Below are 15762 nucleotides of genomic sequence, written 5' to 3' on the forward strand. Positions count from 1 at the left end.
TGTAGCGCGAACATGATGGCTGCGGAGGTGATGTTTCCGAAAAGATTGTTCGAATAGTCGATCATGACGTGTCGCTATATAAGCATAATAATTTATCCATGTGGATAAGTTTTACTTTGTTATTCTTCCACATAGTTGTTCGCTATATCCTATAGGGTTTTATTTGGCGCTTGTTTGTAAGCTTTTAACCTGTAAAGAATTTTTGCGACTGTAGATTTGACAGCATGATAGTCGACTTCATGGTCATAAAATACTACCTATCCGAAATGAAGCATACTATGCCAATTATGGCTTCGCATATTGGAGAAGAAAACATGAAAACCCTTGCGAAGAGGGCGCTGATTGCGTCTATATTTCTCTGTATGACCAGCGGCTCGGTCGCCGCAGAAGAAGAGGCGAGCGACAGTTTGCGCCCCAACTACTTGCTTACCGCAAGCATCAATCGCGAGAGGCAAAGCCTCTCTGGGGCCTGGACTTATTCGAAGGATCTCTATCGGACCGGTCTGACGGATATCGACGGGCGTCCGGCGAAACCGCGGCTGCAACGGTACCGCGACATTGATGTTCAGTCGATCGAAGCTGCCAGTGGCATCGATTTTCTCGAGTTCGATATGGACCGAGGGCCGACGATGATGGTTCCGGGGGCATGGAACGCCGCTGTGCCAGAACTGCGGTACTATAATGGCCTAGTCTGGTTCCAGAAGAAGTTCACGCCGACACGCACTACTGACGGACGTGCTTTTTTGGAGTTCGGAGCAGTGAACTACCGTGCTCACGTCTACCTGAACGGCGAAGAAGTCGGCACTCACGAAGGCGGCTTCACACCTTTCGTTTTCGAAGTAACCGACCTGCTGCGCGAGGGCGAAAATCGCTTGGTAGTTGGAGTGGACTCGGCTCACGATGACCAGACTATCCCGACGCCGATCACTGACTGGGATAATTACGGTGGTATCACTCGGCCAGTTCATATCGTCTACACGCCACGTACCTTCGTCGATGACGCCACACTGCGACTGACGCCGGATGGCTTACTTACAGGCTCCGTGACCTTGGATGGCCCAGAGGCAAATGGCACGGGCGTTCACGTCGCGATAGAAGGGCTGGATGCCGAGGCTGACGTTACCACCGGTTCCGATGGCCAGGCTATGGTAAGCATTCCTGCACCCGACGAGTTACAGCGGTGGTCCCCAGATGCACCTAAGCTCTACGACGTGCGTTTTTCCACCGTGGATGATCAGCTGGAAGATCAAATCGGTTTCCGCAACATTGAGGTGTCTGGATCGGACATTCTGCTCAATAGTAAGCCGATTTTTCTACGCGGCATCGCGCTACACGAAGAAGAGTTCGGTACTAATCCTGCTCGTCGGATCACACCGCAGGCCGCGCGGTCGCTTCTGGGCGAGGTCAAAAACGAGCTGCATGGGAATTATGTCCGACTGTCGCATTATCCGCATGCGAGGGTTATGACGCGCATGGCGGATGAATTGGGGCTGCTGGTTTGGAGCGAAATTCCGGTCTATTGGACCGCCGACTGGGATAATCCGGAGGTTCTGGAAAAGGCCAAACGGATGCAGTCCGAAACTTACTTTAGAGATCGGAATCGAGCCTCAGTCATCTTGTGGAGTATCGGCAATGAAACTCCGGTATCGGAAGATCGTACCGCCTTCCACACCGCCCTTGCAGAGCACATCAAGGCCCTTGACGCCGATCGCTTGGTGTCGGCGGCTCTGCTAGTCGAGGGTGACGAGAAGAATGGTCATCCCCTCATCCGAATCAACGATCCGTTAGTCGATGAGCTCGACGTAATGGCTGTCAACAGCTATGCAGGCTGGTACGGAAGCAACACGCTAGATGAGCTGCCAAGCATCGAGTGGGATGTGCCCGAAGACAAGCCGTTGCTCTTTTCAGAGTTTGGCGCGGGCGCGCTCGCTGGGTTTCATGATCCTGAGGGTAAGCAGAAATGGTCTGAGGAATTCCAGGCCGAGTTCTATCGTCAGACGCTCTCGATGATCGAGAAGATTCCCAACCTGCGTGGCATGTCACCGTGGATCCTGAAGGACTTCCGGTCGCCGCGACGTGAGCACCCGGTATTTCAGAATGGCTGGAACCGCAAGGGGCTGATGTCGGAAACGGGCGTTCCCAAGATCGCGTTCGGGGTTCTCGCGGACTACTACTGGAAAAAGATGCAATCAGAGCCTGTATCCATCGAGTCTGTGGAATGATGGCGTAAATTGCTTAGCGTTCATCGCTATATTTTATAGTCCCAAGCCTTTGAAGTTACCCGCTTATGGGTATCAGTAGCAGTCTGCGCAATAGCTCATAAGGAGAAAGCATGAATATAGGTATTAGGGCACACGATTTAGAAACACAACCCTTAGATGACCTAGTCGCGGATATCGTGAGGCGTGGGTTGGGTTCTGTGCAGTTAGCACCTAACAAGTCATTCGATATTCCTGCGCAGTTGGGCAGCCTGACCCCCGGCTTGGCCTATCGTATCGGTAACGCTTTTCGTCGCCATAATGTGCAGGTCGTTGTATTGGGGTGTTACGTTAATATCATTCACCCCGACCCGGATGAGAAGCGCCAAGCCTTAGCTCGCTTCAAGGAGTATCTGCGTCATGCGCGTGATTTTGGATGCGGAATCGTGGGTACGGAGACCGGCAACGTCAATGCTGAAATTGTCTACACCACGGATAATTTCCACGAGGAACCCCTACAAGCAGTCATCGAAAGCATTCGGGAGCTGGTCGAAGAAGCGGAACGCTTCGGTGTGGTTGTCGGTATAGAGCCTGGCGTTAACCATCCACTATACTCTCCCCAGACAGTGAAGCGGCTACTGGACAGCGTAGATTCTTCCAACCTGCAAATCATCTTTGATCCGGTCAACTTTCTCACCATCGATAATTATTCCCGACAGTGGGATATTTTCCGTGAGGCTTTCGAATTATGGGGGGACAGGATTGCAGTGATGCATGCTAAGGATTTCTGCGTGGAGGATGGGACTTTGCGCCCTGCTCCAGTGGGGAAAGGTCTACTTGATTATACGTTTCTGTTTGACTGGTTGGCCCCTCGCAAGCCGCACCTCAACGTTCTTCTGGATGAAGTCGAACTAGCCGATATCGAGGAGGTCATGACCTTTATGAATCGATTTAAGCCCGATTTTCCGATGATTTGATCGAGAGCAATGATAGTTGTACCGGTGCTTTTATCGGCCATTACGTTCCCATCGGCAACTGTTATGTTCGCTCTTTCAATGCGACACGCAAAAGGGCGGTGCCATGGCACCGCCCTTTGTCGTTTCCGGGGTGGGCTTAGTCGTCGAGGGCTTGCGTCAGTTCGTCGACGTTGTGCTTGAACATACCGAGGTAAGTGCTGGCTTCACCGTCGCTGGCCAGGGCGCCGGCATAGAGCGTGCCGCCGATGGCGACGCCGGTTTCGTCCGAGAGTTGTTCGAGAAGCGCCGGATTGGTCATGTTTTCCAGGAATAGTGCTTTGACGTCGCGTTGCTGGATCTGCTGAATCAGCTTGGCCATGTCGGCGGCGCTGGGCTCTGCAGCGGTGGAGAGCCCTACTGGCGAGAGCACATCCAAGCCATAGGCATTGGCGAAATAACCGAAGGCATCGTGGTTGGTTATCAGCACACGGTTAGCGTCGGGAATCTCGCCGATGCGCTGGTGAACCTCGGCATCCAGGGTGTCGATGGCCTGGATATAGTGCTTGGCATTGTCGCGATAGTCAGCGGCGTGCGCGGGGTCCGCTTCGACGAGCGCGTCGCGGATGTTTTCCACGTACTGCTTGCCGTTTTGCAGGTCCTGCCAGGCGTGCGGGTCTTCCGGACCGTGGTCGTGGCCCGCATGACCGTCGCCGTGGCCATGATCGTGATCATGATCATGGTTGTGGTCATGGTTGTGGCCGTGGTCGGTATCATGGTCGTGGCCATGTTCCTGATGAGCGTGCGACGAACGCTCCTCGTCGAAGCTCAGGGCGTCGATGTCTTGGCTGGCGACAACGATCGGCCCCGCATAGCCGCTGGCTTCCACCAGGCGATCCAGCCAGCCTTCGAAATGCAGGCCGTTGACGACGAACAGGTCCGCCTCACCGACGGCGCGGGCATCGGTGGGGCTGGGCGAGAAGACGTGGGCGTCGCCATCCGGGCCGACCAGCGTGGTGACGTCGACATGCTCACCACCGACTTCCTCGACCATGTCACCGAGAATGCTGAAGCTGGCGACCACATTCAGCGGCGCCTCGGCACGCGCCGCGCTGGAAAGCGTCAGGGCGGCGGCGCCGAGCAGTAACATCAAAGACTTGGACATGCAGGTTCCCTCTTATCGGTAAATACGGCGCAGGCGTAAGGCGCTCATGATGGCGTGCAAGTGTTCTCGTCTGTTTCCAATGGCGTGGCGCGACGGCGTACACGTTCCAGCAGGCTACCGTGGCGACCGCACAGCGCCGAGGCGAGATAGGCAATGCCGGCGACCAGGATAATGCACGGGCCGGAGGGCAGGCCCAGGTGGTACGAGACCAGCAAGCCGCCGGTGCTCGAGACCATGGCGATGAGGATCGCCAAGCCGATCAAGCCCTCGAGGCGTTGCGACCAGAAGCGCGCGGTGGTGGCGGGCAGCATCATCAAGCCCACCGCCATTAGCGTGCCCAGCGTCTGAAATCCGGCCGTCAGGTTGAGCACCATCAGCCCCAGGAAGACGCCATGTACCAGGCCGCCTCGAATGCCTTGGCCGCGTAGGAACAGTGGGTCGAGGCATTCGACCACCAGTACGCGAAAGATCAGTGCCATGACCAGTAGCGTGGCGCTGGCCACCGAGGCGATCAGCCATAGTGCAGTGTCGTCGATGGCAAGAATCGAGCCGAACAGCACGTGGGTCAGATCGACGCTGCTGCCGCGCAGCGAGACCAGCATCACCCCCAATGCCAGCGAAATTAGATAGAAGCTGGCCATGGCCGAGTCTTCGCGGTGGCCGGTCATGCGCGATACGCTGCCCGCCAGGCCGGCCACCAACAGGCCTGCGATCAGGCCGCCGAGGCTCATCGCCGGCAGTGAAAACCCCGCCAGCACGAAGCCCAGCGCCACACCTGGCAATACCGCGTGAGCCATGGCGTCACCTACCAGGCTCATGCCACGCAGCATCAGGAACACACCCAGCGGCGGCGCGGCCAACGACAGCGCCAAACCGCCGACCAGGGCGCGGCGCATGAAGGCGTAGTCGGTCAGCGGGGCGATGAGCCACGCATCCAGCGTGGTCAATAGGTCGAGCATGGCGGGACGTCCGGCAGGTTCAGGGAAATAAAGGGGGCTTGGGTATGCGCGTGGCGGCGTGCCGGTGCATGATGCCGCTCGAGCAGTGTTTCCGGCTCGACCCATTGGCCGTGCCCGCCGGCCAGCAGCAAGACGCAATCGGCCAACTGCGCCAGTTGCTCCATATCATGCAGGACCACGATCACCGTGGCGCCGGCACTGGCCATCTCGCGCAGGGTGTCGCAGAGGATTTCCACGGTATGCGTATCGACGTTGGCGAACGGCTCGTCGAGCAGCAGCAGTTCCGCTTCTTGCATCAGCGTGCGGCCAAGTAGTGCGCGCTGGCGTTGTCCACCGGAAAGCTCGCCCAAGGGGCGATGCGCCAGGCCGCTCAACCCCAGGCGCTGCATGATGGTGTGCATGCGTCGGTAATCTTGCGGCCCGTAGCGCTTGAAGGTGCCATGAGTGGGCCAGCAACCGCTGAGCATCAGTTCCTCGACACTCATCGGAAAGGTCAGGTCCAGCGCCAGTTGCTGCGGTAACCACGCGCGACGCTCCTTGGGCACGCCACAATTGACCTTCCCGCTGAGTGGCGGCAGCAAGCCCATGATGGCTTGAATCAAGGTACTCTTGCCGGCGCCATTGGCACCCACCAGCGCCGTGATCGCGCCGTCCTCGAAAGTACCGCTGATGTTCTCCAGCACCGTCCGTCCGCCCTGGGCAAGGGTCAGCGTTTCGAGGCTCAAGCGACTCATGCAAAGGCTCCCATGGCCCACGCCACGGCCAACCACAACAACCCTAGTGGCAAAAGCGCCAATAGAACGCGGCGTCCCGCGCCCATCGACATCAGTGAAAAATGACAAGGCCCATCCGGGCGGTGGCGATGTGACATGACGACTCCTTTGAATGTCGGAGAGGTTATAATATAACAAAAATTTTGCCAAGTACTGTGCTTATGCTCGTTCCCCGAGTTGCTGAGTCAGCACGCACAAGGCTTGACTGAGACATAAAGAATTGTTTTCTTAATACGCCTGTTCAATAAACGCCACTTTTCCGTATTGCTTCTAAGCTAGTAGAAGCGGCGTGCCGAGTCGTGCGTCTGCTGCCGTGAACGCAAACCTTGCCTGAACCAGATCAGGAATTCCTATGACGACACAATCCAATAACGAGGCGCCGTCACGCGATCGCCTCAATGGGCCGGTGTTCTACAGCTCGGTGGTTGGCATCGTCGCCTTCTCGCTGTGGGCGATGATAGCCACCGACCAGGCCAACACCATCATCAATGCCATTCTCGGCTGGATCTCCAATACCTTCGGTTGGTACTACTTCCTGACCGTCGTGATCTACTTGGTCTTCGTGATCTACCTGGGGTTCTCGCGCTACGGCAGCATACGGCTGGGGCCCGAGCATTCGCGACCCGACTTCAATATCTTCTCGTGGTCGGCGATGCTGTTTTCTGCGGGGATCGGCATCGGGGTGATCTTCTTCGCGCTGGCCGAGCCGCTGACGCAGTTCTACAACGCGCCCAACGCGCCCGAGGATCAGGTCGCCGCGGCACGCCACGCCATGGAGCTGACCTTCCTGCACTGGGGGGTTTCCGGGTGGGGTATCTACACCCTGGTAGGCATGGCGCTGGCCTTCTTCAGCTACCGGCATAACCTACCGCTGACCATCCGTAGCGCCCTCTACCCGATCTTCGGCGATAGGATCTACGGCATGATCGGCCACGTGGTCGATACTGCCGCCGTGTTGGGCACGGTCTTCGGTATTGCCGCAAGTTTGGGGATCGGGGTCATCCAGCTCAACTTCGGCCTGGATTACATGTTCGGCATTCCCAAGGGCACCTGGACCCAGGTAGTGCTGGTACTGGGAATCGTACTCTTCGCGACCATTTCTGCCGTGACGGGGGTGGAGCGCGGCATCCGTCGTCTCTCCGAGTTCAATATCCTACTCGCGGTATTGTTGCTGCTGTTCGTGCTGTTTGCGGGCAAGACGATCTTCTTGCTCAACGCGTTGGTGATGAACGTCGGCGATTATCTGTCCAACTTCATCAGCCTGTCTTTCAACACCTATGCCTTCGACCGGCCGACCGGTTGGCTCAACGGCTGGACGCTGTTCTTCTGGGCTTGGTGGATTGCCTGGGGGCCGTTCGTCGGGCTGTTCCTGGCACGCATCTCGCGGGGCCGGACGATCCGCACCTTCGTGCTCGGTACCATGACACTGCCGATCATCTTCATGTTCCTGTGGATGTCGTTGCTGGGTAACAGTGCCATCGACATGGCGATGAACGGTGCCAGCGAGTTCGGCGAGCAGGTGATGAACAATCCGCCGGCGGGGATCTATCTGTTCCTCGAATCGTATCCGATGCCGATTCTGACCACCGCTGCGGTGAGTATCCTGGCGATCGTATTCTTTATCACCTCCGGGGATTCCGGGGCGCTGGTACTTTCGAACTTCACCTCGAAGCTCAAGAACGTCAACAGCGATGCGCCGATCTGGATGCGTATCCTATGGTCGGCGGTGATCGGCGTCCTGACGTTGTCACTCATTCTGGCCGGTGGCTTGTCCACATTACAGAGTGCGGTGGTGATTACCGGTCTGCCATTCTCGATCGTGCTGTTCTTCATGATGGCCGGCCTGCTCAAGGCATTGAAACTCGAGGCCTTCAAGGAAGACAGCCGGCGCCTGAGCCTGGCCGGCCAGCTTTCCGGACGCACCGGTGGCGGCGGTGAGCGCGATTCGCGTAATTGGCAACAACGTCTCAAGCGTTCCATGAGCTTTCCCGGCAAGAAGCAGGCGCGGCGCTTCATGGACGAGACCTGCAAGCCGGCCATGGAAGCCGTGCGTGACTCGTTGCAGGAGCAGGGTGCGTCTGCCGAGATTCACGAAGGCGTGCAGAACGGCGACGATTACATGTCGCTCAACGTCGACTTCGAGGACGAGCAGAACTTCACCTATCAGATCTGGAGTCAGGGCTTCTCGACGCCTGGGTTCGCGATGCATGCGCCGCATGCCGACTCGCGTTACTACCGGCTGGAAGTCTATCTGCTCGAGGGCAGCCAGGGTTACGACCTGATGGGCTACACACGCGATCAGGTGATCGGCGACATCCTCGACCAGTACGAGCTGCACATGCAGTTCCTGCACCTCAACCGGATAGAACCGGGCAACATCAACATGCCCGACAGCCCGGAACAGCCGCCTTCATAAGGCGTGCTCGGCCGGTCGCCACCGTTAGGTGGCCGGTCTTCTTAAAAAGCTTGAGCCCCCGGTCGCGATGCGGCCGGGGGTTTTTGCGTGGGAGGGGCGAGTAATACCAAAGGCTGCGAATCGGCTGGACGCAACCTTCCTCAGAGGATGGTAACGTAACCGTTACAGGCACCAGACGCTATCCGCTAGCACATGAACGAGTCGACGTGCGCATCAAACGGCGTTGGTGCGCTATTTGCGGCTCTTCGCCAACTGATTGATTTATATGGATCTTTAACAAATTGAGTTGATCAAAAATTAGGCAATATCGCTGGTGGAAATATCCCCGGCGATTTTGTCTTTTATAAACAAGTGTCTATGATTAGACCGTTCCCCGCACACGCGGGGATGAACCGCCCGAGCTTGGCCGAGCAATCGCAGAGGCGCTCCGTTCCCCGCACACGCGGGGATGAACCGGCAGATAGAAACATATACTGAAATAATGGCTACCGTTCCCCGCACACGCGGGGATGAACCGGTTATTGACTACACCATTGACACCCCTGGCCGCCGTTCCCCGCACACGCGGGGATGAACCGCCATGGCGCCCATCCACCGACTGGGCTCAGGGCCGTTCCCCGCACACGCGGGGATGAACCGCTCATGCCCCCGCTTCATCTGCCACGTCTCGACCGTTCCCCGCACACGCGGGGATGAACCGCTAACCGCTTATGAACTGGGCCGCAAACGCCCCCGTTCCCCGCACACGCGGGGATGAACCCGCGGCGCTACGAGGGTGCCATGCGTGGGCTGGCCGTTCCCCGCACACGCGGGGATGAACCGGCAACGGCATGCGCTACGACTCTGCAAGATCCCCGTTCCCCGCACACGCGGGGATGAACCGTGCGTAAGCTCGTCCATCAGCAGGACATGTATCCGTTCCCCGCACACGCGGGGATGAACCGTGAAAGGAGTGCGCATGCCTCAAAACGTCACGCCGTTCCCCGCACACGCGGGGATGAACCGCCAGCTTGAATGAGCCATCCCACAAGCCACTGCCGTTCCCCGCACACGCGGGGATGAACCGGCGTAATGGATCGCAGCCCGCAAGAATTCCTCCCGTTCCCCGCACACGCGGGGATGAACCGCCCGAGCTCAAACAGTATGTCGGCGCTACCGCCCGTTCCCCGCACACGCGGGGATGAACCGAATGCTGAAAAGCGTGTTGAGAATTAGTGCCGCCGTTCCCCGCACACGCGGGGATGAACCGTCGCAGCGTTCGTCACAGCGCGATGTGCCTTGCCGTTCCCCGCACACGCGGGGATGAACCGTGCAATCAGGTGAAGCCGGGGCTCCTATCGCGCCGTTCCCCGCACACGCGGGGATGAACCGTTAATCTAAGGAATATCCAGGGAATCCCCCTACCGTTCCCCGCACACGCGGGGATGAACCGCCGGCACCCCATCCAAGGCACTGACACGCGATCCGTTCCCCGCACACGCGGGGATGAACCGGCCTCGACACCGCCATTGGCCAATTCCTGCTTCCGTTCCCCGCACACGCGGGGATGAACCGAAAGGGCGCCGCGCGCCCTGGTCTGTGGTGTGCCGTTCCCCGCACACGCGGGGATGAACCTCCTTATATATTATGCGAACTCTGGGGCTTATCCCGTTCCCCGCACACGCGGGGATGAACCGGCGTAATGGATCGCAGCCCGCAAGAATTCCTCCCGTTCCCCGCACACGCGGGGATGAACCGCCCGAGCTCAAACAGTATGTCGGCGCTACCGCCCGTTCCCCGCACACGCGGGGATGAACCGAATGCTGAAAAGCGTGTTGAGAATTAGTGCCGCCGTTCCCCGCACACGCGGGGATGAACCGTCGCAGCGTTCGTCACAGCGCGATGTGCCTTGCCGTTCCCCGCACACGCGGGGATGAACCGTGCAATCAGGTGAAGCCGGGGCTCCTATCGCGCCGTTCCCCGCACACGCGGGGATGAACCGTTAATCTAAGGAATATCCAGGGAATCCCCCTACCGTTCCCCGCACACGCGGGGATGAACCGCCGGCACCCCATCCAAGGCACTGACACGCGATCCGTTCCCCGCACACGCGGGGATGAACCGGCCTCGACACCGCCATTGGCCAATTCCTGCTTCCGTTCCCCGCACACGCGGGGATGAACCGAAAGGGCGCCGCGCGCCCTGGTCTGTGGTGTGCCGTTCCCCGCACACGCGGGGATGAACCTCCTTATATATTATGCGAACTCTGGGGCTTATCCCGTTCCCCGCACACGCGGGGATGAACCGTGTATGGTTGCTGGAAATTCGGCGGCGTATCCCCGTTCCCCGCACACGCGGGGATGAACCGTCGCCGAAATGATCCTTCCAGCGCTTGCAGGCCCGTTCCCCGCACACGCGGGGATGAACCGATTGACCAGGCCCTCGGCACACCGGCTGAACCCCGTTCCCCGCACACGCGGGGATGAACCGCCCTGTCTAGCGTTTCGGTATCTAAAAGCTAGCCGTTCCCCGCACACGCGGGGATGAACCGCAGATCGAGTTCGCCGATGGCGACGACGGCGTCCGTTCCCCGCACACGCGGGGATGAACCGCAGAAGCTGCTGCAGGCACTGCAAGCCGTGCACCGTTCCCCGCACACGCGGGGATGAACCGGCCTGGCCATCGTGGCGCGGACTGTCGAGCCCCCGTTCCTCGCAGACGCGGGGATGAACCGGGAACGATCAGCGCCCTACGCCGCGTCGTCGACCATTCCCCGCAGGCGCGGGGATGAATCGTCCTTAGCGCGAAGAATTAAAGTCGACTGATTGCTGTTCCTTTCAGGCAAAGGAATTAGGCATGCTTTATGGTTTCCAGGTAAAGAACTGGCGTGATCAGTGCGAACTCAATCAACGTGCTTCTTGCCAATAGTCATGGAGAGGAGATGGATATGCCGCCAGAAAATGACTCGACTCCGTCTTATCACCGCTACGCGGGCAAGGCGATGCCCGGCCAGCCGGGCGATGCGTGTCATCTTCTGGCGTGGCACAGCCTGGATGTCGCGGCCGTCGGCTGGCATTTGCTGTCGCCAGAGCGCCCACTGACGCAACAGCTGGCGTTACGGCTCGGCATTGAGCCGGAACCGCTGCGGCGACTGCTGGTATTTCTGCTCGGTTTGCATGATCTCGGCAAGTTCTCGCGTGCCTTTCAGGAAGTGCTGAAGTTGACACTCGAGGGTATGGCCAAGCCATTGGGTAAGCCTTATCTGGAGCGGCATGATTGGCTGGGTGTCTTGCTGTGGGATGCGTGGTGGCGCCAATGGCGTCGCGAGGGCGTGCTGCACTGGCCGCCCGATGATCAAACGCCTGCCAGAAAGCTGCTCGAGCCAATGGCTAGCCTGATGGCACCTTTTTTCGGTCACCACGGCCGGCCGGTCGCGACCGGTCGTTTAAACGTCGAAGCCTTTTACGGCAGCGATGCACAGGTCGATGACGTCACGGCGGCTCGCGATTTCATCGCGGACTGGGCCAAGGTGGTCGAACCGCATTGGCCGGTCGAACTGCTGCTTGACGAAGAGTGGCTAGACGTTTTCAGGACATTGAGCTGGACCATCGCCGGTTGGGCGACATTGAGCGATTGGCTGGGCTCCCATCGCGAGTACTTTCCATATTGCGAGCGGGCGATGTCACTGTCCGAATACTGGTCTCGGGCGCTCGGCCAGGCCGAATCGGTGCTGCAAGCCACCGGCTTTGCCGCGTCCCCCGATCCCGTCCCCTACGAGAGTTTGTCGCAGTGGTTCAGCGCCGACATTACCCCGACGCCATTGCAGCAGAAGGCGGAGGCGATATCACTCGAGGCGGGGCCGCAGCTGTTCATCCTCGAAGACGTCACTGGCGCGGGGAAGACCGAAGCGGCCTGCATCCTGGCGCAACGCCTCCTGGCCGCCGGACATGGCGAAGGGCTCTACTTCGCGTTACCGACCATGGCGACATCGAACGCCATGTATGCCCGCCTGGGGGATCTCCATTACCGCTTTTACAGTGCAGAATCGCGTCCGTCTTTCGTGCTGGCGCACGGCGCTCGCCAGTTGAACGAGGATTTCGAGCGTGCCGTCATGGCTGCTCAGCCCGGTGACAACGATTACGCCGCCATCGACGCCAGCGCCTCGACGCAGTGCAATCGCTGGCTCGCCGACTCCAACAAGAAGGCCCTGTTGGCCGATGTCGGTGTCGGCACGATTGATCAGGCACTGATGGGGCTTTTGCCGTTTCGGCACCAGTCGCTGCGGCTCCTGGGGCTGGCGCGCAAGGTATTAATCGTCGATGAGGTGCACGCCTTCGACCATTACATGCAGACACTGCTGCACCAACTGCTTGCACATCACACCCGTCAGGGGGGAAGCGCGATCCTGCTGACCGCGACGCTACCTTTTGCGATGCGTCAGGCCCTCGTCAACGCCTGGCAGCAAGGACTCGGGTATGAGTCGGCAGCACTGAGCAGTACCGACTATCCGCTGCTGACACATAGCGGTCAGGGCGCTCATCGCGAGACGCCGCTGGCAACCCGCCCCGAGGTGGTGCGGCGAGTCGAGATTGGCTGGCTGACCCAGGAGGAAGACGCGATCGCCGAGGTGGCGCGGGGGATCGAAGCGGGTGACTGTATCGTATGGGTGCGCAATACGGTCGATGATGCCATCCGTGCCTGGCAGGCCATTCGTGATATCCACCCCGATCCCGAGCGCTGTCTGCTATTCCATGCCCGCTTTGCGATGGTGGACCGACGCCGCATCGAGTCCGATGTGATCGAACGTTTCGGCAAGACGTCGACGCCTTCGATACGCCGAGGACAGGTGCTGATCACCACCCAGGTTTTTCAGGAGAGCCTCGACTGCGACGCCGACCGAATGATCAGCGACATCGCCCCGGTCGATCTGCTAATCCAGCGCGCCGGCCGGTTGCAGCGGCACCAGCGCGGTGAGCGTCAGCCACCGAGGCTTCTGGTGCTGGCACCCGAGTGGGAAGAGTCTCCCAAGGCGGATTGGCTCAGTCAGGCTCATCGCGGTACGCAGGCGGTGTATCAAGACACCTCGTTGATCTGGCTGACGCAACGCGTGCTGCGGGAACTGGGCGCCATCGAGATGCCGGGCGCTGCGCGCGAGCTGATCGAACGGGTCTATGCCTGTTCCATCGACGAGATTCCTGAGGCACTGGAGCAGGCTCGTCTGGAACGCAGTGGCATGAACAAGATGGCGGGATCGATGGCGACGCATAATACGCTCGATCTACAAGAGGGCTATCGACTCAACGAGGATTTCGATCAATGGCAGGAAGAGCACGATGTGGGCACGCGGCTGAGCGACGAGTCGAGTGTCAACGTGGTGCTGCTCAAGCGTCAGGATGATTCGCTGGTGCTGTGGGCTGAGGGAGAGCGTCACGCCGATATGCTGAGCCAGTGCCGGCTGCGAGAAAGCCAGGTGAGGAAATTGGCCGAGTTGCCCGAGCGCGATGCCGAAAGTTGGGAGGCCTTGCAGGAGCGCTACAAGGCGTTGCGTTTTACCCGGCCCTGGCTGCCTGATGAAGATGACGATTGCCGGTACGATAGCCAGTGGGGCGTGAAATTGGCTCGACCCGAGCAAAAGCGTTGATTGTTGCGGGTTATGAAACTGGCGGTGATGTGATCTTCGTGCTACATAATAGCTTGGTACGTAGTATGAAGGTGTCATATGGCAACTCCACACAACCCGCCGGCAGCCGTGCGTCGCGCGCTGCGCAAGCTTGGGGCCGACATTCATGATGCGCGACGCCGGCGCCGGCTTACCATGGCCGTCGTTGCGGAACGCGCTTTTACTTCACGTTCGACCCTGCAGAGAATCGAGGCGGGTGACGCCAGTGTCGGCATCGGTATCTATGCTAGCGTTCTTCAGGCGCTCGGCCTTCTCGATGGGCTTGCTCACATCGCTGATATCGGCAACGACAGCGTTGGTCAGGCGCTTTCCAGCGCCGAGCTGCCCAAGCGAGTCGGATCGAAACGCTTACCGAGGTCTTCGCACAATGACTGAGTTCGAAGTATATATCGACCTCAGTGGGAGCACCTTTCCAGTCGGTCTGGCCAGGTGCAATCGCGTGCGCGGCACGGAGAGGATTCTCTTCGAATACGACGCCGCATGGCTCGAGTCGCCGGATCGCTTCTCACTGGAGCCTGCCCTCGCACTCACGCTGGGGGCCTTCGCTCCACCTGCAGGGATGACCAGCTTCGGCTCGATTGGCGACTCGGCGCCCGATACTTGGGGGCGCCGTCTCATGCAACGTGCCGAGCGGCGGCGTGCCGCGCGGGAAGGTCGCAGTGTTCGAACGCTTGCCGAGAGCGATTACCTGCTGGGAGTGGCGGATGAGACCCGGCTTGGTGCTCTGCGTTTTCGCCGAGTGGGCGAGGCGTCATTTCAGGCGCCGATTCAGGCTGGCGTTCCTGCCCTCGTCGAGCTGGGTCGACTGCTTCAGGTCACGGAGCGTGTCTTGCGTGACGAGGATACGGATGACGACCTCCAGCTCATCTTTGCCCCGGGCTCGTCCCTGGGTGGGGCCCGCCCGAAAGCCTCGGTCATCGATCAGCACGGCCACCTCTCGATCGCCAAGTTCCCGAAGGATACCGACGAGTACAGTGTGGAGACCTGGGAAGAAATCGCGCTCCGCTTGGCCAACCAGGCCGGCATCGTAACGCCGCAGCACGAACTGGTCGACGTGGGCGGTCGGGCCGTCATGCTGTCGAGACGGTTCGATCGAGATGGCACCACCCGCATTCCGTTTCTTTCCGCGATGGCAATGATGGGCGCCAGGGATGGCGAACCTGGCAGCTACCCCGAGATGGTCGATGCTCTGACCGCGCATGGCGCTCAAGGAAAGACAGACGCGCACGCACTGTATCGGCGCGTCGTCTTCAGCGTGATGATCTCCAATGTTGACGATCATCTGCGCAATCACGGCTTTCTGTGGTTGGGGAACGCTGGATGGTCACTCGCTCCGGCCTATGACCTCAACCCGGTTCCCAGTGACCTCAAGGCGCGGGTGTTAACGACGAACATCGATCTCGACGAGAGCACCTGCTCGGTCGATCTTCTGGAGGCAGCGTCCGGCTATTTTGGGCTCACGCTGGCGAACGCTCGGCGGATCATCAAGGAAGTTGCGCTGGTAACCGCAACTTGGCGGGACACCGCCAAAGCGGTGGGAGCACGCCCGGCCGAGATCGAGCGTATGGCCAGCGCCTTCGAGCATGATGACTTACAGCGTGGGCTGGCGTTGTGAGACTTCAGATGTTCACTGGCCCCA

Annotated in this window: 10 protein-coding genes and 1 CRISPR repeat array; of the genes, 6 read left to right on the forward strand and 4 right to left on the reverse strand. The window is 59.5% G+C overall.

What is annotated here, in order from left to right; genetic code table 11:
- Positions 1-278 precede the first annotated feature (278 nt).
- Together OP494_RS12225 and OP494_RS12230 are read left to right on the forward strand one after the other, a co-directional pair.
- Positions 279-2222, forward strand: coding sequence for a glycoside hydrolase family 2 TIM barrel-domain containing protein (locus OP494_RS12225; RefSeq protein ID WP_280541108.1), 1944 nt, complete (start codon positions 279-281; stop codon positions 2220-2222).
- Between the two features lie 110 nt (positions 2223-2332).
- Positions 2333-3175, forward strand: coding sequence for a sugar phosphate isomerase/epimerase family protein (locus tag OP494_RS12230; RefSeq protein WP_280541110.1), 843 nt, complete (start codon positions 2333-2335; stop codon positions 3173-3175).
- 136 nt (positions 3176-3311) lie between these two features.
- Here OP494_RS12230 and OP494_RS12235 read toward each other — a convergent pair whose 3' ends face one another.
- The 4 genes from OP494_RS12235 to OP494_RS12250 are packed head-to-tail and all read right to left on the reverse strand — an operon-like array spanning position 3312 to position 6146.
- A complete protein-coding gene (locus OP494_RS12235) occupies positions 3312-4316 on the reverse strand; it encodes a zinc ABC transporter substrate-binding protein (protein ID WP_280541111.1) in 1005 nt (334 codons plus the stop codon).
- A 44-nt stretch (positions 4317-4360) separates the two neighbouring features.
- Complete coding sequence (locus OP494_RS12240; protein ID WP_280541113.1) at positions 4361-5275, reverse strand: metal ABC transporter permease; 915 nt, start codon at positions 5273-5275, stop codon at positions 4361-4363.
- Positions 5260-6009 (reverse strand): ABC transporter ATP-binding protein, encoded by a 750-nt coding sequence (locus OP494_RS12245; RefSeq protein WP_280541115.1) that lies wholly within the window; start codon positions 6007-6009, stop codon positions 5260-5262. Before OP494_RS12245 ends, OP494_RS12240 begins: the two co-directional genes overlap by 16 nt.
- On the reverse strand, positions 6006-6146 hold the full coding sequence (locus OP494_RS12250; protein ID WP_164915593.1) for a hypothetical protein: 141 nt from the start codon (positions 6144-6146) through the stop codon (positions 6006-6008). Before OP494_RS12250 ends, OP494_RS12245 begins: the two co-directional genes overlap by 4 nt.
- A gap of 254 nt (positions 6147-6400) precedes the next feature.
- Here OP494_RS12250 and OP494_RS12255 point away from each other — a divergent pair, with 254 nt between their 5' ends.
- From OP494_RS12255 to OP494_RS12270, 4 genes are all read left to right on the forward strand, one after another.
- Positions 6401-8464 (forward strand): choline transporter, encoded by a 2064-nt coding sequence (locus tag OP494_RS12255; RefSeq protein WP_280541117.1) that lies wholly within the window; start codon positions 6401-6403, stop codon positions 8462-8464.
- 366 nt (positions 8465-8830) lie between these two features.
- Positions 8831-11238: a CRISPR direct-repeat array (repeat unit 29 nt; unit sequence CCGTTCCCCGCACACGCGGGGATGAACCG).
- 152 nt (positions 11239-11390) lie between these two features.
- Positions 11391-14084, forward strand: coding sequence for a CRISPR-associated helicase Cas3' (gene cas3 / locus OP494_RS12260; RefSeq protein ID WP_280541118.1), 2694 nt, complete (start codon positions 11391-11393; stop codon positions 14082-14084).
- A 78-nt stretch (positions 14085-14162) separates the two neighbouring features.
- On the forward strand, positions 14163-14498 hold the full coding sequence (locus OP494_RS12265) for a helix-turn-helix transcriptional regulator (protein ID WP_280541120.1): 336 nt from the start codon (positions 14163-14165) through the stop codon (positions 14496-14498).
- On the forward strand, positions 14491-15738 hold the full coding sequence (locus OP494_RS12270) for a HipA domain-containing protein (RefSeq protein ID WP_280541122.1): 1248 nt from the start codon (positions 14491-14493) through the stop codon (positions 15736-15738). The genes OP494_RS12265 and OP494_RS12270 overlap by 8 nt, the downstream gene beginning before the upstream one ends.
- Positions 15739-15762 lie beyond the last annotated feature (24 nt).

The sequence above is a fragment of the Chromohalobacter sp. 11-W genome (assembly GCF_029889905.1).
Classification (GTDB): domain Bacteria; phylum Pseudomonadota; class Gammaproteobacteria; order Pseudomonadales; family Halomonadaceae; genus Chromohalobacter.

Excerpts from the sequence above, each read along its gene's own strand:
- OP494_RS12240 (WP_280541113.1), bottom strand. The coding sequence starts at position 5,275 with ATGCTCGACCTATTGACCACGCTGGATGCGTGGCTCATCGCCCCGCTG.
- OP494_RS12270 (WP_280541122.1), top strand. The coding sequence starts at position 14,491 with ATGACTGAGTTCGAAGTATATATCGACCTCAGTGGGAGCACCTTTCCA.
- OP494_RS12255 (WP_280541117.1), top strand. The coding sequence starts at position 6,401 with ATGACGACACAATCCAATAACGAGGCGCCGTCACGCGATCGCCTCAAT.
- OP494_RS12225 (WP_280541108.1), top strand. The coding sequence starts at position 279 with ATGCCAATTATGGCTTCGCATATTGGAGAAGAAAACATGAAAACCCTT.
- OP494_RS12265 (WP_280541120.1), top strand. The coding sequence starts at position 14,163 with ATGGCAACTCCACACAACCCGCCGGCAGCCGTGCGTCGCGCGCTGCGC.
- OP494_RS12230 (WP_280541110.1), top strand. The coding sequence starts at position 2,333 with ATGAATATAGGTATTAGGGCACACGATTTAGAAACACAACCCTTAGAT.
- OP494_RS12250 (WP_164915593.1), bottom strand. The coding sequence starts at position 6,146 with ATGTCACATCGCCACCGCCCGGATGGGCCTTGTCATTTTTCACTGATG.
- OP494_RS12245 (WP_280541115.1), bottom strand. The coding sequence starts at position 6,009 with ATGAGTCGCTTGAGCCTCGAAACGCTGACCCTTGCCCAGGGCGGACGG.
- cas3 (WP_280541118.1), top strand. The coding sequence starts at position 11,391 with ATGCCGCCAGAAAATGACTCGACTCCGTCTTATCACCGCTACGCGGGC.
- OP494_RS12235 (WP_280541111.1), bottom strand. The coding sequence starts at position 4,316 with ATGTCCAAGTCTTTGATGTTACTGCTCGGCGCCGCCGCCCTGACGCTT.